This is a genomic window from Agromyces luteolus (assembly GCF_009729855.1).
Classification (GTDB): domain Bacteria; phylum Actinomycetota; class Actinomycetes; order Actinomycetales; family Microbacteriaceae; genus Agromyces; species Agromyces luteolus.
This window is the reverse complement of record NZ_WODA01000022.1, coordinates 52491-72584: the sequence shown is the minus strand read 5'-3', so window position 1 is coordinate 72584 and position 20094 is coordinate 52491. Positions and strand designations below refer to the sequence as shown.

Genomic DNA, 20094 nt, shown 5'->3' with positions numbered 1-20094 from the left:
CGTGACGGGGTCGAGAGGAGAACGATGAGCGACGAGGTGCTGATCCCGCTCGCGTCGATGGCCGAACTGGACCGGGCGCTGAAGGACATCGTCATCGAGTTCGAGGACGCCGGCTCCCGCACGGACCCGCTGCTCGAGGCGATCGGGCGCCCGTTCGGGCGCACGGGTCTCCGCGACGCGGCCGACGCGTTCGAGGGCGCGTGGGACGACAAGCGCGAGACCCTGAGGAACCACCTCGTCGAGCTGCAGGAGCGGGTCGAGGGCGTCAGGGACGCCTGGCAGCAGCTCGACCTCGACCTGCAGTCCAGCCTCGAGCAGAACGGCGGTTGACGAGCGACATGGGGAACACCGCCTACTTCCACCGCACCATGCCCGAGTCGCCGAAGGGCCGGGACATCGACCGGATCGCCGACACCGGCTCGACCATCGTCGCGCGCGGCGGGCAGGTCGAGAGCCTCGGCGAGCGGATGCTGCGGGCTGCCGACACGCTCAAGCTGATGGTCGACGGGCAGGTCGGAACCGGCCTCTCGCTCGACGAGGTCCGCGACCAGGGCGAGGAGGTGCACGCCGACCTCAGGAAGGCCGGGGAGCGGTACGCCCCGAGCGGCACCGCGCTGAAGGCGTACGGGCAGGTCGTGGCCGACATCGCCCCCGGACTGAACCGGGCCGCGGGCGACTGCGAGTCGCTCTGGGAGGCCGTGCGCTCGCGCGCGTCCGACGTCGACGACGCGGAGCGCACTCCCGAGGGCGCGGACGGGAGCACCGACGCCCGCGACACTGCCACCGCCTCGGCGACCACGTCGCTCACGACCGCGAAGGAGGAGTGGGAGGAGGCCGCCCGCCGGTTCGACGGGTACTACGACACGTGGGACGCGGCGTACGACACCGCGCTCAGCGGCCTGCGCGACGCCAACGAGGACGGCGTGAAGGACGGCTTCTGGGACGACGTCCTCCCCTTCGTCGAGGGGCTCGTCACGGTGCTCGAGTTCGTCGGGATCGCGCTGGTGCTCGCGGCGCTCATCGTCGGCGGTCCGCTCATCGCGGCGCTCGCGACGATCGTCGCGATCCTCACGCTGCTCGGCACGGTCGTGCTCTTCGCCAAGGGCCGGAAGGACGGCAAGGATCTGGCGATGGCGATCATCGGGGTCATCCCGTTCGGCAAGCTCGGCAAGCTCGCCGACCTCGGTTCGGTCGCGAGCGCGGGTTCGCGCTTCCCCCGCCTCTCCGGGTTCCGCAACGTGATGCTCGCGGGGGAGGACTTCGCCGCGCTGCGCACCCACCTCGGCCGCATCGACGACCTCGCGCGCGCCGACTGGGGCAGCGCGGGCGTCGGCTTCGACGCCGCCACGGGCGGCTCCCGCTTCATCCAACGGATCATCTCGGGCGCGCCCTACGTCGGCGAGCAGGTGCAGGTCACGCGTGGGGCGGACATGTTCTTCGGCCGACTGCTCGGGGTCGGCGACTCCGCGACCGGCGCCGGCGCGTGGGACCTCCACTGGGGGTACCGGCAGGCGCAGGTCACGGCCTACTCCGTGTACGACTGGGCGAGCGAACAGGTGAGCACCTTCCAGCAGGACCGGACCGTAGACTCGTGGCGATGATCCCGAGCCTGCGCGACGAACTCACCGGCGCATCGAGACCCGGACTCCCGCCCTTCGTGCTGCTTCTGCCGCGCGGCTGGGCGTCGGTCCCGCCCACGCGGGAGGCGTTCTCCGACCTCGCCGCACGGACGTCCGCGGTCCTCCGATCCGCCCATCGCCCCGACCTCGACGCGCAGTTCCGGTCGATCCTCGACCGCGCCGCCGAGGAGTTCCTCCGCCGCGAGCCGGTCCGGCTGATCTACCCGGCGGACGTTCCCGCCGACGAGCTGTTCCCGCTGTCGATCACCGCGATCCGGCTCACGGCGCCCGGCGGCGGTCCGCTCGACCCGCACGTCGTCGCCCTGCGACGCGACCGCGGTGCGCGCACCCTCGGCGACGACGGCGTGCTCCTGCGCTGGGAGGAGGAGCACACGCACCGCGTGCCGGGCGGCGAGGTCTCGGTCCGGTCGTTCGACTACCTCGTCGCGGTGCCCGGAACCCAGCGGTGCGAGGCGCTGCTGTTCAGCGCGGTCGTGCCGTCCGCGGCGGCCGGCGAGCGCCTCGACGACGAGACCGTGCGCGCCGCCGGCGTGCTCGCCGACGCGATCATGTCGACCTTCCGCTGGAGCGGCGCATGAGGTACGAGGTCGCCCACCCCGGCGACACGTGGTCGATCATGCCCGCCGCCGGAGCCGGTGCCGACGGAATGTGGGTCGCCGAGCAGCGCGCCGCGTACGCGCAGGGCCCGCTCGCGGGCCTCGCCGACGAGCTCGAGGCGGCCGCGCGGGAGGCGCTCGGCCGACGTCGCGAGGGGATCGACACGTCGCTGTACTTCCGCCCGTCGACGATGCCGATGACGGGCGTGCTGCACGCGTCGTTGCGGGTGCTGCCGGAGGGCGTCGATTCCGAGGCGATCGCCTCGGCGTCGATCGAGTGGATGCTGCCCGACGACGGCCTGCTCGGCGAGCCCGTGGTCGAGGAGTTCGAGACGGAGTCCGTGCCGCACGGCTACCGCGTGGCGTACGTCACCACCCGGCCCGACGGTGCGGGAGCGACGCTCGCCGGCATCTCCTACGGCCTCGTGCTGCCGGGGATGATCGGCCTGGTGTTCTCGGAGCTCGCCCATCGCGAGGTCGTCGGCACGATGCAGCGCTTCGCCGATCCGGTCGTCGGCTCGCTCCGGGTGGTCCCGTGAGCGCGGACGGACCCGCGACGTCGTGGGCCCGCACGGCGAGCGGCGCGGACGTCGCCTACCGGCTGAGCCGGCTCGACCGCGCGGCGGTCTCCGCCGTTCCGCGCTACGCGGACCAGGTCGACGCCTGCGTCTCCGAGACCGTGGCCGGCCTCCGCACGGCGCGCGCCGAGGGCCTCGTCGAGCTCCGCGCGCGCGACGGCAGCGCGGGCGCCGAGCTCGGTCGGTCGGGCGCGCGCACCGCCGCGCTCGTCGGCGGGGTGCTCGCGGCCTGCTTCGCCGCGGCGTTCCACCTCGGCCGCGCGGTGTTCGACGCCCCCGACGTGCTGCCGTGGATCACGGGTCTCGTCTGGACGGCGGCGATCCTGATCGCCGCCGCGCTCCTGCCCCTCCGGCGCGCCGCCGCGCCGACGACCGGGGTGGTGGCGACCGTGTGGAGCGCCGCGGCGCTCTGCCTCGCCGCGCTCGTCATGAGCGCCGTCCTCGGCGGCCTCGTCGCGGCCACCGCCGGCACGTTCGTCGCCGCGGTCGCCGGCCTGGCCGTGCTCGTCGGCGTCGCGTCGGCCGCCACCGTCGTGGCGCTCGGCGCCTCGCCGGCGGAGCGCGCGGCGACCCGTCGGCGCATGGACGAGTTCGCGCGGGCGCAGGCCGACCTCGGCGGCTCCGTCCTCGCCGACGCGATCGCGCGGCTCGGTTCGGCGTGGGCCGCGGTCGACCCGGCCGTGCGCGCGCGCGTCGAGGACGACCTGGCGAGCGCCCACCGCATCCTCGACGAACGCGGGATGCCCCCGCGCGACCGACCCGGCCTTCCGGGCGAACTGGTGCTCACCTCGACCGCGGTGGCCGCCTCGCCCGAGCTCGCCGCCGCGTTCGCGACAGGGGAGCGCTGACGAGTCCGTGGGGAGTGCTCCCCATGTCCGGCCGGTGGTGCCGTCCGTAGGCTGGGGGCACCGGCTCGCAGTCGCGGGCGATGATCCCGAACGAAGGAAGGTTCCACGATGGCCGCAGATTTCGGCGCCTCGTACGGCGAGATGGAGGCGATGGCGAGCAAGCTGTCGGACGCACGCGACGACATCCAGTCGCAGCTCGACCAGCTGAAGGCGTCGGTCGACAACCTGCTCGGCAACGACTTCAAGACCCAGCACGCCTCCGGCAAGTTCGGCCAGGGCTACGAGGAGCTCACGACGGGCCTGAAGTCCGCCGTCGACGGCATCGGCGAGATGGGCGAGGCCCTCCGCGGGATGATGCAGGCCATCCAGGACCTCGACCAGCAGCTCGCCGGGCGCTGATCCGACCCGGTTTCGAGAGGTGGGCGGGACCGCACGGTCCCGCCCACCTCTCGTCGTCGGGGCGGCGTAGGCTCGGAGCATGGCGTCGAACCCGACCTCGGCGTGGGCGGTCGCCGGCTTCGCGGCCGCGCTCGACGTCGCGCTGATCGTGGCGGCGTTCGGGTTCACGAGCCTGCTCGCCGACCTCGAGCCGATCGCCGATCCCGCGGCCGGCCGCCTCGTCGGACCGATCACGATCGGCGCCGCCGTCGGTGCGCTCCTGCTCCTCCTCGGAGCGAGCCTGACGCGCGGGATCCGCGCGTGGTCGCTCGCGGGCCTCGCGTTCCTCCTCACGTGGGCGACGGGCGTCGTCGCGGCGACGATCGCGTACGCGGCGTCGACCGGGACGATCCTCGCGGCGTTCCTGTTCGCCCTGTCGTTCATGTCGGTCGGGTTCGGGCTCATCATCCCGGTCGCGAGCGCCCTCGTCGCGCTCCTCGCCGCGGTGACGGTCCGTGCCGAGGAGGGCGGGGTCGAACGGCCCCGGTGGCCCTGGGAGCGCGACGACGACGAGTGACCCGCCGCCCGCGGCGGGACATCCGTTCACCGGTTCGCGGGCGCGCACCGCCCCCCGCAGTAGGGTGAACCGCGTGGAGGGATCGGTCGAGGCCCGGGTGAGCCACGAGGTCGACCGCTGGCTGGCGTGGCTGCCGCGGTGGCGGCCGGGCACGCACCGCGGACGGGTGCGCCTCTGCACGCGCTGCTTCGGCTCGCCGATCCTCGCCGCGGCCGGGCTCGACGTCGACGTGCCGCACCCGGTGCAGCACGCGTTCTCGATGCGCATGAAGGGCATCATCGACGTCGCGGTCGACGACTACACCGCGCGCAACCTCCCCATGCTGCACCGTGAGATCCGCCTCGCCGAGGAGCGCAAGGCGCGGCGGCCCTACCGGGCGGGCGAGGGCCTCGATCCGGAGTTCCTCGGGCTCGAGCTCGATCCCGACCCGACGCCGGGCGAGCCGTTCCTCTTCACCCTGCAGGGGCTCGAGGCGGATGCCGCGGCCGAGGCCGCCGAGCCGGCGCCGCGTCCGTTCACCCCGCAGGAGAAGGAGGCGCTCCGCGAGGAGGTCCGCCTCGCCGACGACTTCGCCAAGCAGCTCGGCCGCCGCATCTGCGCGGAGCTCGCGCGGCACCGCCAGCGCATCGCCAATGCGGTCGAGCGGCTCGTCGAGCCGCAGGTGGCCGAGCTGCTCGCCGACCTCGATCGCGAGCTCGACGCTCCCGGATGGGCGAACTGAGCCCGCGGTCTCCGCACCGGCGGTCGAGTGGGACGCGAAGCGCCCCGTCGAGACCCATTTGACCGCATCGTGACGCCGCATTACCATTGATCGGGTGTGCGCGTTGCCGCGCGCTCGTGCTGTGCCCGCGGGCCCTCGGGGTCCACGGAGACGGCGCGGGTTCTCGCAGTGCGCGCACCAGGGCGGCGGTCGAACGGCCGGAAGCCCCCACGGCATACCCACCACTGAAAAGGCAGCGCCGCTCGGCGGTGCCGGTGGGTCGTGATGTGAAATCCATCAACGCTGTCACCGTGCAGCACAACAAGGAGAAGCAGTGCCAACCATTCAGCAGTTGGTCCGCAAGGGTCGCTCGCCGAAGGTCACCAAGACCAAGGCTCCCGCCCTGAAGGCCAACCCCCAGCAGCGCGGCGTGTGCACGCGTGTGTACACCACCACCCCGAAGAAGCCGAACTCGGCGCTCCGCAAGGTCGCCCGCGTGAAGCTCTCGAACGGCACCGAGGTCACCGCCTACATCCCCGGTGAGGGCCACAACCTGCAGGAGCACTCGATGGTGCTCGTGCGCGGCGGTCGTGTGAAGGACCTCCCGGGTGTCCGCTACAAGATCATCCGCGGCGCGCTCGACACGCAGGCCGTGAAGAACCGCAAGCAGGCTCGTAGCCGCTACGGCGCGAAGATGGAGAAGAAGTAATGCCTCGCAAGGGTCCCGCTCCGAAGCGCCCCGTCGTCGCCGACCCGGTCTACGGTTCGCCGGTCGTCAGCCAGCTCGTCAACAAGATCCTCATCGACGGCAAGAAGGACCTCGCGCAGCGCATCGTCTACGAGGCGCTCGAGAACGTCGCGAACAAGTCCGGCCAGGACGCCGTCGCGGTCCTGAAGAAGGCCCTGGACAACGTGCGCCCGACCCTCGAGGTCCGGTCGCGCCGCGTCGGCGGCTCGACCTACCAGGTCCCCGTCGAGGTCAAGCCGCACCGTGCGAACACCCTGGCGCTCCGCTGGCTCACCAGCTACGCCAAGGCCCGCCGCGAGAAGACCATGACCGAGCGTCTCACCAACGAGATCCTCGACGCCTCGAACGGCCTGGGTGCCGCGGTCAAGCGCCGCGAGGACACCCACAAGATGGCCGAGTCGAACCGCGCGTTCGCCCACTACCGCTGGTAGCGGGCCGAGCGGATGCCGCGGGCCGTGCGCTCGCGGACGCCACGCGGCATCCGCTCACCCCCACCCTTCCCTTCCTGACCATCCGGAGGAACCCCGTGGCACTTGACGTGCTCACCGACCTGAACAAGGTCCGCAATATCGGCATCATGGCGCACATCGATGCCGGCAAGACCACCACGACCGAGCGCATCCTGTTCTACACGGGCGTCAACCACAAGATCGGCGAGACGCACGACGGCGCGTCGACCACCGACTGGATGGAGCAGGAGAAGGAGCGCGGCATCACCATCACGTCCGCGGCGGTCACCTGCTTCTGGAACAAGAACCAGATCAACATCATCGACACGCCCGGCCATGTCGACTTCACCGTCGAGGTGGAGCGCTCGCTGCGCGTGCTCGACGGCGCGGTCGCCGTCTTCGACGGCAAGGAGGGCGTGGAGCCCCAGTCCGAGACCGTGTGGCGCCAGGCCGACAAGTACAACGTCCCCCGCATCTGCTTCGTCAACAAGATGGACAAGCTCGGCGCGGACTTCTACTTCACCGTCGACACGATCATCAAGCGCCTCGGCGCGAAGCCCCTCGTGCTCCAGCTCCCGATCGGCGCCGAGAACGACTTCGTCGGCGTCATCGACCTCATCGAGATGCGCGCCCTCGTGTGGCCCGGCGACGCCAAGGGCGACGTGACCATGGGCGCCAAGTACGAGGTCCAGGAGATCCCGGCCGACCTGAAGGACAAGGCCGACGAGTACCGCCAGCAGCTGCTCGAGACCGTCGCCGAGACCAGCGACGAGCTGCTCGAGAAGTTCTTCGGCGGCGAGGAGCTCACGGTCGCCGAGATCAAGGGCGCGATCCGCAAGCTCACCGTCAACTCCGAGATCTACCCCGTGCTCTGCGGCTCGGCGTTCAAGAACCGCGGCGTGCAGCCCATGCTCGACGCGGTCATCGACTTCCTGCCGTCGCCGCTCGACGTGCCCGCCGTCCAGGGCCACGACGTGCGCGACGAGGAGAAGATCATCGAGCGCCACGCCGACGCGACCGAGCCGTTCTCGGCGCTCGCGTTCAAGGTCGCGGTGCACCCGTTCTTCGGTCGCCTCACCTACGTGCGCGTCTACTCGGGTCGTCTCGACTCCGGCGCCCAGGTCATCAACTCGACCAAGGGCAAGAAGGAGCGCATCGGGAAGATCTTCCAGATGCACGCCAACAAGGAGAACCCGGTCGACTCGGTCACGGCGGGCAACATCTACGCCGTCATCGGCCTGAAGGACACCACCACCGGCGACACCCTGTGCGACCCGGACAACCAGGTCGTCCTCGAGTCGATGACCTTCCCGGACCCCGTCATCGAGGTCGCCATCGAGCCGAAGACCAAGGCCGACCAGGAGAAGCTCGGCACGGCGATCCAGAAGCTCGCCGAGGAGGACCCGACCTTCCGCACCGAGCTCAACCCGGAGACCGGCCAGACGGTCATCAAGGGCATGGGCGAGCTGCACCTCGACATCCTCGTGGACCGCATGAAGCGCGAGTTCAAGGTCGAGGCCAACGTCGGCAAGCCGCAGGTGGCCTACCGCGAGACGATCCGCCGCGCGGTCGACCGCCACGACTACACCCACAAGAAGCAGACGGGTGGCTCGGGCCAGTTCGCGAAGATCCAGTTCAAGCTCGAGCCGCTCGAGGTCGAGGGCGACAAGACCTACGAGTTCGAGAACGCCGTCACGGGTGGTCGCGTCCCGCGCGAGTACATCCCGTCGGTCGACGCGGGCTTCCAGGACGCGATGCAGGTCGGCATCCTGGCCGGCTACCCGATGGTGGGCGTCAAGGCGACCCTCACCGACGGTGCCGCCCACGACGTCGACTCCTCGGAGATGGCGTTCAAGATCGCCGGTTCGATGGGCTTCAAGGAGGCCGCTCGGAAGGCGAACCCCGTCCTGCTCGAGCCGCTGATGGCCGTCGAGGTCCGTACTCCCGAGGAGTACATGGGCGACGTCATCGGCGACCTGAACTCGCGCCGCGGCCAGATCCAGTCCATGGAGGACGCCGCCGGCGTGAAGGTCGTGCGTGCGCACGTCCCGCTCTCGGAGATGTTCGGCTACATCGGAGACCTGCGGTCCAAGACCTCGGGCCGCGCGGTGTACTCGATGGAGTTCGAGAGCTACGCGGAGGTCCCGAAGGCCGTGGCCGAGGAGATCGTCCAGAAGAACAAGGGCGAGTAGCGCCCGAACGCACGGACCGACAGGTTCGCGTAACATAACAACACAACCCCAGTAGCACACCGGTCGCAATCCGGCGCCCGGTGCTGCTACACGGATCCTGAGGAGGACCCACAGTGGCTAAGGCCAAGTTCGAGCGGACCAAGCCGCACGTCAACATCGGAACGATCGGTCACGTCGACCACGGCAAGACCACGCTCACCGCAGCGATCTCCAAGGTGCTCGCCGACAAGTACCCGTCGGCCACCAACGTGCAGCGCGACTTCGCGTCGATCGACTCCGCTCCCGAGGAGCGCCAGCGCGGCATCACGATCAACATCTCGCACGTCGAGTACGAGACGCCGAAGCGCCACTACGCGCACGTCGACGCCCCGGGTCACGCCGACTACATCAAGAACATGATCACCGGTGCCGCACAGATGGACGGCGCGATCCTCGTGGTCGCGGCGACCGACGGCCCGATGGCCCAGACGCGTGAGCACGTGCTGCTCGCCAAGCAGGTCGGCGTGCCCTACCTGCTCGTCGCGCTGAACAAGGCCGACATGGTCGACGACGAGGAGATCCTGGAGCTCGTCGAGCTCGAGGTCCGCGAGCTGCTCTCGTCGCAGGGCTTCCCCGGCGACGACGCCCCGGTCGTCCGCGTCTCGGGCCTCAAGGCGCTCGAGGGCGACGAGAAGTGGGTCAACTCGGTCCTCGAGCTCATGGAGGCCGTCGACGACTCGATCCCCGACCCCGTGCGTGACAAGGACAAGCCGTTCCTCATGCCGATCGAGGACGTCTTCACCATCACCGGTCGTGGCACGGTCGTCACGGGCCGCGCCGAGCGCGGCACGCTGAAGATCAACTCCGAGGTCGAGATCGTCGGCATCCGCCCGACGCAGAAGACCACGGTCACGGGCATCGAGATGTTCCACAAGCAGCTCGACGAGGCCTGGGCCGGCGAGAACTGCGGTCTCCTGCTCCGCGGCACCAAGCGCGAGGACGTCGAGCGCGGCCAGGTCGTCGTGGCCCCGGGCTCGGTCACCCCGCACACGAACTTCGAGGGCACCGCCTACATCCTCTCGAAGGACGAGGGCGGCCGTCACAACCCGTTCTACGCGAACTACCGTCCGCAGTTCTACTTCCGCACCACCGACGTCACCGGTGTCATCACGCTGCCCGAGGGCACCGAGATGGTCATGCCCGGCGACACCACCGACATGACGGTCGAGCTCATCCAGCCGATCGCCATGGAGGAGGGCCTCGGCTTCGCCATCCGCGAGGGTGGCCGCACCGTCGGCGCCGGTACCGTCACGAAGATCATCAAGTAATCTTCGCGATCGCGACCTGCAAGGGGTCGGGCCTTCGGGCCCGGCCCCTTCGTCGTCCCGCTAGCACAGTCGTGCACGGTCGTCCAGATCCGGGCGGGGCGTCCCTCTTCGAGGAGACCTCGGGTTAGCCTTGACCGGATGGTTCCCCCGTCGACCCGAACGCGTGCCGCCGTGCGGCCCGAGATCCAGGCGCTCCGCGCGATCGCGGTGTGCGCCGTCGTGCTGCACCACGGCTGGCCCGCGGTCGCACCCGCCGGCTACATGGGCGTCGACGTCTTCTTCGTCGTGTCGGGCTTCCTCATCACGGCGCTCCTGCTCCGCGAGCACGCCCGCACCGGGCGCATCTCGCTGAAGGACTTCTACCTGCGCAGAGCGCGGCGGATCCTGCCGGCGGCCATGGCGGTGCTCGTCGCGGTCACCGTGCTGACGTACCTCGTCGTGCCGAGGTTCGAGTGGCGCTCGTACTTCCGCGAGGTCATCGCGAGCGCGCTCTACTTCGAGAACTGGCTGCTCGCCGCCGACTCGCAGGACCCGGCGCGCGACGACCTCGCCTCCACCCCCGTGCAGCACTTCTGGTCGCTCTCGGTCGAGGAGCAGTTCTACCTCGCGTGGCCGCTGCTGATCATCGTCGCCGTCGGGTTCGCCGTCCGTCGTGCGAGGGACCCGCGTCGCGCCCTGCTCGTCGTCCTCGGTGTCGCGACCGTCGCGTCGTTCGCCTGGAACGTCGTGCTCACCGCTCAGGACCACAACCTCGCGTACTTCTCGACGTTCACGCGGGTGTGGGAGTTCGGGGTCGGCGGCATCCTCGCCGTCCTCGTCCCCGAGGTCGCAGCCGGGCGCGAACGGCTCAGGGCGGCCGCCGGATGGATCGGGCTCGCGCTCATCGCGGTGCCGGTCTTCACGTTCCGCACGCCCGAGGCGTTCCCGGGTCTCGTCGTGCTCGTCCCGGTCGCGGGTGCGCTCGCCGTGATCTGGGCCGGGATGCCGGACGCGAGGTGGTCGCCGGCGCGAGCGACCGGGCTGGCCCCGGTCCAGTGGACGGGCGACATCTCGTACTCGCTCTACCTCTGGCACTGGCCGATCTTCATGTTCGTGCCGTTCGTCACGGGCGTGCCGAGCCCGCCCTGGCTCATGGTGCTGCTCGTGGTCGCGGCGTTCGCGGTCGCCGCCGCGTCGAAGCGATGGATCGAGGACCCCGCGCGATTCGGCGCCGCCGGGGCGCGGCGGCCGCGATCGGCGCTCCTGCTCGGCTCGGTCGCCACGCTCGCGGCGCTCGTCGTCGCCGCGGGGATCGTCGGGCCGAGCGCTGCCGGCGCCGAGGCGTGCGAGCGCCCCGCGCACACGGGGGAGTGAGGTCGGCGGCGAACGCCGCGCCGGCTCAGATCTCGATGCCGTCGATCGTGGTCCGGAGGTCGATCGACCCCTCGACGCTCCGAGCCACGGTGCACGCCTTCGCGATCGCCCGAGCCATGATGGCCGCGAGCTGCTCGCGATCGGCGAGCTCGAGGGCCGAGAGGTCGACGACGATCTCCTCGTCGATCTCGCGGTAGCGGTTGCCGTCCTTCGAGGTGCCGTGCGCCCAGACCGTGATCGCGACGTCGTCGCCGAGGCGTCGCGCGGCGACGGAGTCGGCGCTCATGCCCGCGCAGCCCGCCAGCGCGAGCTTGAGCAGCTCGCCCGGGGTGAAGTGGCCCGGGGCCTCGACGGGCCCGATGAGCACCGTCGATCCGCGCTCGTTGAGGCCCTCGTAGGTGCGGCGGCCCGTGCGGGTCACCGACACGCTCCCCGGTCCGATCCGTTTGCCGACCGCGTGCGCGTGCTCCGTCATCGAGTCCTCCCTCGGCTTGCCGTGCCCCGATTCCATCACGACGACGGAGGCCGCGGCATCCGCTTGACTGGGAGGATGCGGTGAGCCTCGCTGCCGCGACACGCCCGGGTTGCACGGAGGCGCCCCGATGTGGCAAACTCGTTGAGTTCAACATTCCGAACGGCGTGCCTTGCTGCGCTCCGTGCGGATCACTGCCAGGCAGTGCATAGCCACCGGAAGCTCCGACGGAGCCCCACGGGTCAGGCTAGGCCGCGGGCAGCAGGACGACACAACCGACCACCACCATTCGAGCATGGGCGATGTCCCATGCCCGTTTTCGCGAGTGCGACACGCCCGAGCGCGGGGGTCGGCCAGGGCTCGAAGGTCGAGCGTGTCGAGACCACCGCGACGCGGGGTGGTTTCGACAGGCTCGATCACCGGCCTTTGACAGAAGAACAGTGGTGCTTCACACGAAGTGGCTACGCGGCGTCCGATGCCCTCGGAAGGGGTAAGACGCCTTGACAGAGAGAGAGTCAGCAATGGCGGGACAGAAGATCCGCATTCGACTGAAGTCGTACGACCACGAGGTCATCGACACCTCGGCGCGCAAGATCGTCGACACGGTGACCCGCGCGGGCGCCACGGTCGTCGGCCCCGTGCCGCTTCCGACCGAGAAGAACGTGGTGTGCGTCATCCGTTCGCCCCACAAGTACAAGGACAGCCGCGAGCACTTCGAGATGCGCACCCACAAGCGCCTGATCGACATCGTGGACCCGACGCCCAAGGCCGTCGACTCGCTCATGCGTCTCGACCTTCCGGCCGACGTCAACATCGAGATCAAGCTCTGAGGTACGACATGTCCACCACTGCAAAGAACGTGAAGGGTCTGCTCGGCACCAAGCTCGGCATGACCCAGGTGTGGGACGAGAACAACAAGCTCATCCCGGTCACCGTCATCGAGATCGCCCCCAACGTGGTCACCCAGCTCCGCACCCCGGAGCGCGACGGCTACGCGGCCGTCCAGATCGCCGCGGGCGCCATCGACCCCCGCAAGGTCACCAAGCCCCTCACCGGTCACTTCGAGGCCGCCGGCGTCACGCCGCGCCGCCACGTGACCGAGGTGCGCACCGCCGACGCCGCGGACTACGCGCTCGGCCAGGAGCTCACCGTCGACGGCACCTTCGAGGCCGGCCAGCTGGTCGACGTCGTCGGCACGTCGAAGGGCAAGGGCTTCGCCGGTGTCATGAAGCGCCACAACTTCGCGGGCGTCTCCGCGTCGCACGGTGCCCACCGCAACCACCGCAAGCCCGGTTCGATCGGCGCGTCGTCGACCCCGAGCCGCGTCTTCAAGGGCATGCGCATGGCCGGCCGCATGGGTGGCGAGCGCGTCACCGTCCTGAACCTCCGCGTGCACGCCGTCGACGCCGAGAAGGGCCTGCTGCTCGTCAAGGGCGCGGTCCCCGGTGCTCGCGGCCGTCTCGTGTTCGTCCGCAACGCTGTGAAGGGGGCCTGAGATGGCTACCGCTGACACCATCGACGTCCTCGACGTCACCGGCAAGAAGTCCGGCTCGATCGAGCTGCCCGCCGAGATCTTCGACGTGCAGACCAACGTGCCGCTGCTCCACCAGGTCGTCGTCGCCCAGCTCGCCGCGGCGCGCCAGGGCACGCACAAGACCAAGACCCGCGGCGAGGTCTCCGGCGCCGGCCGCAAGCCCTTCAAGCAGAAGGGCACGGGCCGCGCCCGCCAGGGCTCGATCCGCGCGCCGCACATGACCGGCGGCGGCGTCGTCCACGGCCCGCAGCCGCGCGACTACTCGCAGCGCACCCCCAAGAAGATGATCGCCGCAGCCCTGCTCGGCGCGCTCTCCGACCGCGCTCGCGGCGGCCGCATCCACGCGGTCGAGTCGCTCGCCAACGGCGAGGCCCCGAAGACGAAGGACGCCGTCGCGCTCCTCGCCTCGGTCGCGCCGTCGAAGCACCAGCTCGTCGTGCTCACCCGCGACGAGGAGCTCTCGGAGCGTGCGGTCCGCAACATCCCGACCGTGCACGTCCTGCCGGTCGACCAGCTGAACGCCTACGACGTGCTCGTCTCCGACGACATCGTCTTCAGCAAGGCCGCGCTCGAGGCGTTCATCGCCGCGAAGCAGGCGAAGAAGGAAGAGGTCTCCGCATGAGCGCCGCGCACAACAAGGACCCCCGCGACATCATCATCGCGCCGGTGGTCTCGGAGAAGAGCTACAACCTGATCGACGAGGGCAAGTACACGTTCATCGTGGACCCCCGCTCGAACAAGACCGAGATCAAGCTCGCCATCGAGAAGATCTTCAACGTCCAGGTCGCCTCGATCAACACCCTCAACCGTCAGGGCAAGACGCGTCGCACCCGCTTCGGCATGGGCAAGCGCAAGGACACCAAGCGCGCGATCGTCACCCTCAAGTCCGGCTCGATCGACATCTTCACGAACGTCGGCTAAGGAGCAGAGGAACTCACCATGGCTATTCGCAAGTACAAGCCCACGACCCCGGGTCGTCGCGGTTCGTCGGTCGCCGACTTCGCCGAGATCACGCGCTCGACGCCCGAGAAGTCGCTGCTCCGCCCGCTGTCGAAGTCCGGTGGCCGCAACAACCAGGGCCGCATCACCACCCGCCACGTCGGCGGCGGCCACAAGCGCCAGTACCGCGTCATCGACTTCCGTCGCAACGACAAGGACGGCGTGCCCGCCAAGGTCGCGCACATCGAGTACGACCCGAACCGCACCGCGCGCATCGCGCTGCTGCACTTCGTGGACGGCACCAAGCGCTACATCATCGCTCCCGACAAGCTCAAGCAGGGCGACCTCGTGGAGTCGGGTCCGGCGGCCGACATCAAGCCCGGCAACAACCTGCCGCTGCGCAACATCCCGACCGGTACGGTCATCCACGCCATCGAGCTCCGCCCCGGCGGCGGCGCGAAGATGGCCCGTTCGGCCGGCGCCTCGGTGCGCCTGGTCGCGAAGGACGGCCCCTACGCGCAGCTGCGCCTGCCGTCGGGCGAGATCCGCAACGTCGACGCGCGCTGCCGCGCGACCGTCGGCGAGGTCGGCAACGCCGAGCAGTCGAACATCAACTGGGGCAAGGCCGGCCGCAAGCGCTGGAAGGGCGTGCGCCCGACCGTCCGCGGTGTCGCGATGAACCCGATCGACCACCCGCACGGTGGTGGTGAGGGCAAGACCTCCGGTGGTCGCCACCCGGTCAGCCCGTGGGGTCAGCCCGAGGGACGCACCCGTCGCCCCAACAAGGAGAGCGACAAGCTCATCGTCCGTCGTCGCACCGTCGGCAAGAAGCGCAAGTAGGAGTAAGAGAAGATGCCTCGCAGCCTCAAGAAGGGCCCCTTCGTCGACGAGCACCTGCTTCGCAAGGTCGCCTCGCAGAACGAAGCGGGTTCCAAGAACGTCATCAAGACGTGGTCGCGTCGCTCGATGATCGTCCCGGCCATGCTCGGCCACACGATCGCCGTGCACGACGGCCGCAAGCACATCCCGGTGTTCGTCACCGAGACCATGGTGGGCCACAAGCTCGGCGAGTTCGCGCCCACCCGCACCTTCCGTGGACACGTGAAGGACGACAAGAAGGGCCGCCGCCGCTGACGCGGTGGCGTGAAGGAGGAGAGAAATGGTGGAGTCGATCGCCCGCGTGCGTCACATCCGCGTGACCCCCATGAAGGCCCGCCGCGTCGTCAACCTGATCCGCGGCAAGCAGGCACAGGAGGCCCTGGCCATCCTGAAGTTCGCCCCGCAGGGTGCGAGCGAGCCGGTGTACAAGCTCGTCGCCTCGGCCATCGCGAACGCTCGCGTCAAGGCCGATGCCACGAACACCTACCTGGACGAGCAGGACCTCTACGTGAAGACGGCGTACGTCGACGAGGGCACCACCCTCAAGCGTTTCCAGCCGCGCGCGCAGGGTCGTGCCTTCCGCATCAACAAGCGCACGAGCCACATCACCATCGTGCTCGGCACGCCCGAGGAGGGTACGAAGTAATGGGTCAGAAGGTCAACCCGTACGGCTTCCGTCTCGGCATCACCACCGACCACGTGTCGCGGTGGTTCTCCGACTCGACGAAGCCCGGACAGCGCTACGCCGACTACCTCGCCGAGGACGTCAAGATCCGTCGCCTGCTCCAGACGTCGCTCGACCGTGCCGGCGTGAGCCGCATCGAGATCGAGCGCACCCGCGACCGCGTCCGCGTGGACATCCACACGGCTCGCCCGGGTATCGTGATCGGCCGCCGCGGCGCCGAGGCCGAGCGCATCCGCGCCGACCTCGAGAAGCTCACCGGCAAGCAGATCCAGCTCAACATCCTCGAGGTGAAGAACCCCGAGGCCGACGCCCAGCTCGTCGCGCAGGGCATCGCCGAGCAGCTCTCCGCCCGCGTGGCCTTCCGCCGCGCGATGCGCAAGGGCCTGCAGGGCGCGCAGCGCGCCGGTGCCAAGGGCGTCCGCATCCAGGTCTCGGGCCGCCTCGGCGGCGCCGAGATGAGCCGCTCGGAGTTCTACCGCGAGGGCCGTGTGCCGCTGCACACGCTCCGCGCGAACATCGACTACGGCTTCTACGAGGCGAAGACCACGTTCGGCCGCATCGGCGTGAAGGTCTGGATCTACAAGGGCGACATCACCAACAAGGAGCTCGCCCGCGAGCAGGCCGCCCAGAAGCCGTCGCGTGACCGTAACGACCGTCGCCGCGGGCCCCGCGCCCAGGAGACGGCCGCAGCAGGAGTTGAGGCATAACCATGTTGATTCCCCGTCGAGTCAAGTACCGCAAGCAGCACCACCCCGGCCGTTCGGGCCAGGCCACCGGCGGCACGAAGGTCTCCTTCGGCGAGTACGGCATCCAGGCCCTGAGCCCCGCCTACGTGACGAACCGTCAGATCGAGTCCGCTCGTATCGCCATGACGCGTCACATCAAGCGCGGCGGCAAGGTGTGGATCAACATCTACCCCGACCGTCCGCTCACGAAGAAGCCCGCCGAGACCCGCATGGGTTCCGGTAAGGGTTCGCCCGAGTGGTGGGTCGCCAACGTCAAGCCGGGTCGCGTCCTCTTCGAGGTCTCGGGCGTCTCCGAGGAACTCGCTCGCGAGGCCATGACCCGTGCAATCCACAAGCTGCCCCTCAAGGCACGCATCATCAAGCGCGAGGAGGGCGACGCATAATGGCCGTCGGTTCCAAGGAGCTCGCTGTGACCGAGCTCGACACCTTCGAGGACGAGCGTCTCGTCGACGAGCTGAAGAAGGCCAAGGAGGAGCTGTTCAACCTCCGCTTCCAGTCGGCCACCGGCCAGCTCGAGAGCCACGGCCGCCTGAAGGCCGTCAAGCGCGACATCGCCCGCATCTACACGGTCATCCGTGAGCGCGAGCTCGGCATCCGTGCCACGCCCGCCCCGGTCGAGGCTCCGGCCAAGGCCGAGAAGAAGACGAAGAAGGCCAAGGCCGAGGCATCCGCCGACGCCGAGGCCGAGACGAAGGAGGCCTGATCATGGCTGAGACCAAGAAGGCTGCGGCCGAGGTCGCCGAGACGGCCGAGCTCGTCCGCGGATACCGCAAGGTCCGTCGCGGCTACGTCGTCAGCGACAAGATGGACAAGACCATCGTCGTCGAGGTCGAGGACCGCGTGAAGCACCCGCTGTACGGCAAGGTCATGCGCCGTACGTCGAAGGTCAAGGCGCACGACGAGCAGAACACCGCCGGCATCGGCGACCTCGTCGTGATCTCCGAGACCCGCCCGCTCAGCGCCACCAAGCGCTGGCGCCTGGTCGAGATCGTCGAGAAGGCCAAGTAAGCCCCCGGGCTTGCTTCCCAGAAGGAGTACGAAGTGATTCAGCAGGAATCCCGGCTCAAGGTCGCCGACAACACGGGCGCCAAGGAGCTGCTCACCATCCGCGTGCTCGGCGGCTCCAGCCGTCGCTACGCGGGCCTCGGCGACGTCATCGTCGCCACCGTCAAGGACGCGATCCCGGGCGGCAACGTGAAGAAGGGCGACGTGGTCAAGGCCGTCATCGTCCGCACCGTGAAGGAGACCCGTCGTCCCGACGGCTCCTACATCAAGTTCGACGAGAACGCCGCGGTGATCCTCAAGAACGACGGTGACCCCCGTGGCACCCGCATCTTCGGGCCGGTCGGCCGGGAGCTTCGCGACAAGAAGTTCATGAAGATCATCTCGCTGGCGCCGGAGGTGCTGTAACCATGGCCAAGATCAAGAAGGGCGACCTCGTCGAGGTCATCTCGGGCCGCAGCCAGGCCCGCGGCGGCGACCGCGGCAAGCAGGGTCGCGTCATCGAGGTCCTGGTCGACCAGGACCGCGTCGTGGTCGAGGGCGTGAACTACGTCACCAAGCACGTGCGCGTCGGCCAGACCCAGCGCGGCTCCAAGACCGGCGGCATCGAGACCCACGAGGCCCCGATCCACGTGTCGAACGTCGCGATTGTCGACCCGGAGACCAAGAAGCCGACCCGCGTCGGCTTCCGCACCGAGACGGTCACCAAGGACGGCGTCGAGAAGACGGTCCGCGTCCGCTACGCCAAGAAGTCAGGTAAGGACCTGTAATGACTGACACCGCGACTGCCGCGCCGGCTGGCAAGATCCAGCCGCGCCTCAAGCAGAAGTACAAGACCGACATCACGAAGGCCCTGACCGAGGCGAACGGGTACACCAACCCGCACCAGGTCCCGGGCCTGACGAAGATCGTCGTCAACATGGGTGTCGGCGAGGCCGCGCGCGATGGCAAGGTCATCGACGGCGCCATCGCCGACCTCACGAAGATCACCGGCCAGAAGCCGCAGGTCACCAAGGCCCGCAAGTCCATCGCGCAGTTCAAGCTGCGAGAGGGCCAGCCGATCGGTGCGCACGTCACGCTGCGCGGCGACCGGATGTGGGAGTTCCTCGACCGCCTGCTCTCGCTCGCGCTGCCCCGTATCCGCGACTTCCGCGGCCTCTCGGACCAGCAGTTCGACGGCACCGGCAACTACACGTTCGGCCTCACGGAGCAGTCAGTGTTCCACGAGATCGACCAGGACAAGATCGACCGCGTCCGCGGCATGGACATCACCGTGGTGACCACCGCCAGGACCGACGACGAGGGTCGCGCGCTGCTCAAGGCGCTCGGCTTCCCGTTCAAGTCGAACGAGTCCGCCCAGTAGTTCGTAGTAGACTCTACGAGTTTGTGCCAGCGCCGGCGGGTCTCGGAGCCATCCGAGACCCCGCCGGCACCGGCATCCGGCGGTTCGCAACCGCGAGCCGCCACCACCACAGGTCAGTCCCCGTGTAACGGGTCCTGAAACCTGGTGAACGTAAGGAACCATTGTCATGACGATGACCGACCCGGTCGCTGACATGCTGACGCGCCTGCGCAACGCCAACTCCGCGCACCACGACACCGTGTCGATGCCGCACTCCAAGCTCAAGGGGCACATCGCCGAGATCCTCAAGTCGGAGGGCTACATCTCGGGCTTCGAGGTCGCCGACGCGCGCGTGGGCAAGACGCTCACGCTGCAGCTCAAGTTCGGCCCCAACCGCGAGCGTTCGATCGCGGGCATCAAGCGGGTGTCCAAGCCCGGCCTTCGCGTGTACGCGAAGTCGACCGAGATCCCCAAGGTGCTCGGCGGCCTCGGCGTCGCGATCCTGTCCACTTCCAGCGGTCTGCTGACGGACCGCCAGGCCGAGAAGAAGGGCGTGGGTGGGGAAGTCCTCGCCTACGTGTGGTAGTTCCATGTCACGAATCGGACGACTTCCCATCGACATCCCCGCCGGTGTCGACGTCAAGGTCGACGGCCGCGCCGTCACCGTCAAGGGCCCGAAGGGCGAGCTCGCCCTCACCGTCGCGCAGCCCATCGAGGTCAAGGTCGAGGACAACCAGGTCCTCGTCAGCCGCCCCGACGACGAGCGCGAGTCGCGCTCGCTGCACGGCCTCACCCGCAGCCTCATCGCGAACGACATCATCGGCGTGACCCAGGGCTACTCGAAGGGCCTCGAGATCGTCGGCACCGGATACCGCGTCGCGCAGAAGGGCAGCGCGGTCGAGTTCGCGCTCGGCTTCTCGCACCCGGTCACCGTCGAGCCGCCCGCCGGCATCACGCTGACGGTCGAGGGCAACAACAAGATCACCGTCTCGGGCATCTCGAAGCAGGCCGTCGGTGAGACCGCCGCCAACATCCGCAAGATCAAGAAGCCCGAGCCTTACAAGGGCAAGGGCATCCGCTACGCCGGCGAGGTCGTGCGTCGCAAGGCCGGAAAGGCTGGTAAGTAATC

Annotated in this window: 30 protein-coding genes; 29 read left to right on the top strand and 1 reads right to left on the bottom strand. The window is 69.4% G+C overall.

What is annotated here, in order from left to right; all coding sequences use genetic code 11:
• The first annotated feature begins 24 nt into the window (after positions 1-24).
• From GLX25_RS11045 to GLX25_RS10985, 13 genes are all read left to right on the top strand, one after another.
• Positions 25-330, top strand: a complete 306-nt coding sequence (locus GLX25_RS11045) for a flagellar protein FlgN (RefSeq protein ID WP_155842515.1) — start codon at positions 25-27, stop codon at positions 328-330.
• Positions 331-338: 8 nt separating this feature from the next.
• Entirely contained in the window at positions 339-1601 is a 1263-nt protein-coding gene (locus GLX25_RS11040; RefSeq protein ID WP_155842514.1) for a hypothetical protein, read from the top strand.
• On the top strand, positions 1598-2218 hold the full coding sequence (locus GLX25_RS11035; RefSeq protein WP_155842513.1) for a hypothetical protein: 621 nt from the start codon (positions 1598-1600) through the stop codon (positions 2216-2218). Before GLX25_RS11040 ends, GLX25_RS11035 begins: the two co-directional genes overlap by 4 nt.
• Entirely contained in the window at positions 2215-2775 is a 561-nt protein-coding gene (locus GLX25_RS11030; RefSeq protein WP_155842512.1) for a hypothetical protein, read from the top strand. Before GLX25_RS11035 ends, GLX25_RS11030 begins: the two co-directional genes overlap by 4 nt.
• The gene (locus tag GLX25_RS11025) at positions 2772-3662 is read left to right on the top strand and encodes a hypothetical protein (protein ID WP_155842511.1); all 891 of its coding nucleotides are present in this window, start codon (positions 2772-2774) and stop codon (positions 3660-3662) included. Before GLX25_RS11030 ends, GLX25_RS11025 begins: the two co-directional genes overlap by 4 nt.
• Positions 3663-3770: 108 nt before the next feature.
• Positions 3771-4061 carry a WXG100 family type VII secretion target gene (locus GLX25_RS11020; RefSeq protein WP_240898312.1) on the top strand — a complete coding sequence of 97 codons (291 nt, stop codon included), beginning with the start codon at positions 3771-3773 and terminating at the stop codon, positions 4059-4061.
• Positions 4062-4140: 79 nt separating this feature from the next.
• On the top strand, positions 4141-4617 hold the full coding sequence (locus GLX25_RS11015; protein WP_155842510.1) for a hypothetical protein: 477 nt from the start codon (positions 4141-4143) through the stop codon (positions 4615-4617).
• Between the two features lie 73 nt (positions 4618-4690).
• On the top strand, positions 4691-5338 hold the full coding sequence (locus GLX25_RS11010; RefSeq protein ID WP_166548734.1) for a spermidine/putrescine ABC transporter substrate-binding protein: 648 nt from the start codon (positions 4691-4693) through the stop codon (positions 5336-5338).
• 313 nt (positions 5339-5651) lie between these two features.
• Positions 5652-6026 carry a 30S ribosomal protein S12 gene (gene rpsL, locus GLX25_RS11005; RefSeq protein WP_022889720.1) on the top strand — a complete coding sequence of 125 codons (375 nt, stop codon included), beginning with the start codon at positions 5652-5654 and terminating at the stop codon, positions 6024-6026.
• Positions 6026-6496 carry a 30S ribosomal protein S7 gene (gene rpsG / locus GLX25_RS11000; protein WP_121477586.1) on the top strand — a complete coding sequence of 157 codons (471 nt, stop codon included), beginning with the start codon at positions 6026-6028 and terminating at the stop codon, positions 6494-6496. The genes rpsL and rpsG overlap by 1 nt, the downstream gene beginning before the upstream one ends.
• A 95-nt stretch (positions 6497-6591) precedes the next feature.
• Positions 6592-8706, top strand: a complete 2115-nt coding sequence (fusA, locus tag GLX25_RS10995) for an elongation factor G (RefSeq protein WP_166548733.1) — start codon at positions 6592-6594, stop codon at positions 8704-8706.
• A 113-nt stretch (positions 8707-8819) separates the two neighbouring features.
• A complete protein-coding gene (gene tuf / locus GLX25_RS10990; protein ID WP_166548732.1) occupies positions 8820-10013 on the top strand; it encodes an elongation factor Tu in 1194 nt (397 codons plus the stop codon).
• A 138-nt stretch (positions 10014-10151) separates the two neighbouring features.
• Positions 10152-11366, top strand: a complete 1215-nt coding sequence (locus GLX25_RS10985; protein WP_155842509.1) for an acyltransferase family protein — start codon at positions 10152-10154, stop codon at positions 11364-11366.
• 25 nt (positions 11367-11391) lie between these two features.
• Here GLX25_RS10985 and GLX25_RS10980 read toward each other — a convergent pair whose 3' ends face one another.
• Positions 11392-11841, bottom strand: a complete 450-nt coding sequence (locus tag GLX25_RS10980; RefSeq protein ID WP_155842508.1) for an OsmC family protein — start codon at positions 11839-11841, stop codon at positions 11392-11394.
• Between the two features lie 518 nt (positions 11842-12359).
• On the opposite strand from GLX25_RS10980, the gene rpsJ reads away from it, so the two are divergent.
• From rpsJ to rplF, 16 genes are all read left to right on the top strand, one after another.
• Entirely contained in the window at positions 12360-12668 is a 309-nt protein-coding gene (rpsJ, locus tag GLX25_RS10975) for a 30S ribosomal protein S10 (protein ID WP_017201594.1), read from the top strand.
• 8 nt (positions 12669-12676) lie between these two features.
• Positions 12677-13333 (top strand): 50S ribosomal protein L3, encoded by a 657-nt coding sequence (gene rplC, locus GLX25_RS10970; RefSeq protein ID WP_155052789.1) that lies wholly within the window; start codon positions 12677-12679, stop codon positions 13331-13333.
• A 1-nt stretch (position 13334) separates the two neighbouring features.
• The gene (gene rplD / locus GLX25_RS10965) at positions 13335-13994 is read left to right on the top strand and encodes a 50S ribosomal protein L4 (protein WP_155842507.1); all 660 of its coding nucleotides are present in this window, start codon (positions 13335-13337) and stop codon (positions 13992-13994) included.
• Positions 13991-14293, top strand: coding sequence for a 50S ribosomal protein L23 (gene rplW / locus GLX25_RS10960; RefSeq protein WP_155052791.1), 303 nt, complete (start codon positions 13991-13993; stop codon positions 14291-14293). Before rplD ends, rplW begins: the two co-directional genes overlap by 4 nt.
• Before the next feature lie 18 nt (positions 14294-14311).
• A complete protein-coding gene (gene rplB / locus GLX25_RS10955; RefSeq protein WP_155842506.1) occupies positions 14312-15151 on the top strand; it encodes a 50S ribosomal protein L2 in 840 nt (279 codons plus the stop codon).
• Between the two features lie 12 nt (positions 15152-15163).
• Entirely contained in the window at positions 15164-15445 is a 282-nt protein-coding gene (rpsS, locus tag GLX25_RS10950; protein ID WP_155052793.1) for a 30S ribosomal protein S19, read from the top strand.
• Between the two features lie 25 nt (positions 15446-15470).
• A complete protein-coding gene (rplV, locus tag GLX25_RS10945; RefSeq protein ID WP_154346541.1) occupies positions 15471-15836 on the top strand; it encodes a 50S ribosomal protein L22 in 366 nt (121 codons plus the stop codon).
• A complete protein-coding gene (gene rpsC / locus GLX25_RS10940; protein ID WP_155842505.1) occupies positions 15836-16582 on the top strand; it encodes a 30S ribosomal protein S3 in 747 nt (248 codons plus the stop codon). The genes rplV and rpsC overlap by 1 nt, the downstream gene beginning before the upstream one ends.
• A 2-nt stretch (positions 16583-16584) precedes the next feature.
• Positions 16585-17004, top strand: coding sequence for a 50S ribosomal protein L16 (gene rplP, locus GLX25_RS10935; RefSeq protein ID WP_129233336.1), 420 nt, complete (start codon positions 16585-16587; stop codon positions 17002-17004).
• Positions 17004-17324, top strand: a complete 321-nt coding sequence (gene rpmC, locus GLX25_RS10930; protein WP_155842504.1) for a 50S ribosomal protein L29 — start codon at positions 17004-17006, stop codon at positions 17322-17324. Before rplP ends, rpmC begins: the two co-directional genes overlap by 1 nt.
• 2 nt (positions 17325-17326) lie before the next feature.
• Entirely contained in the window at positions 17327-17629 is a 303-nt protein-coding gene (rpsQ, locus tag GLX25_RS10925; protein WP_129233338.1) for a 30S ribosomal protein S17, read from the top strand.
• Positions 17630-17662: 33 nt separating this feature from the next.
• On the top strand, positions 17663-18031 hold the full coding sequence (gene rplN, locus GLX25_RS10920) for a 50S ribosomal protein L14 (RefSeq protein ID WP_129233339.1): 369 nt from the start codon (positions 17663-17665) through the stop codon (positions 18029-18031).
• Between the two features lie 2 nt (positions 18032-18033).
• Positions 18034-18393 (top strand): 50S ribosomal protein L24, encoded by a 360-nt coding sequence (rplX, locus tag GLX25_RS10915; RefSeq protein WP_155842503.1) that lies wholly within the window; start codon positions 18034-18036, stop codon positions 18391-18393.
• Positions 18393-18986, top strand: coding sequence for a 50S ribosomal protein L5 (gene rplE, locus GLX25_RS10910; RefSeq protein WP_155842502.1), 594 nt, complete (start codon positions 18393-18395; stop codon positions 18984-18986). The genes rplX and rplE overlap by 1 nt, the downstream gene beginning before the upstream one ends.
• A gap of 166 nt (positions 18987-19152) precedes the next feature.
• On the top strand, positions 19153-19551 hold the full coding sequence (gene rpsH / locus GLX25_RS10905) for a 30S ribosomal protein S8 (protein WP_129233342.1): 399 nt from the start codon (positions 19153-19155) through the stop codon (positions 19549-19551).
• 4 nt (positions 19552-19555) lie between these two features.
• Positions 19556-20092: a 50S ribosomal protein L6 gene (gene rplF / locus GLX25_RS10900; RefSeq protein ID WP_155842501.1), complete on the top strand. Its 537-nt coding sequence runs from the start codon at positions 19556-19558 to the stop codon at positions 20090-20092.
• The last annotated feature ends 2 nt before the right edge of the window (positions 20093-20094 follow it).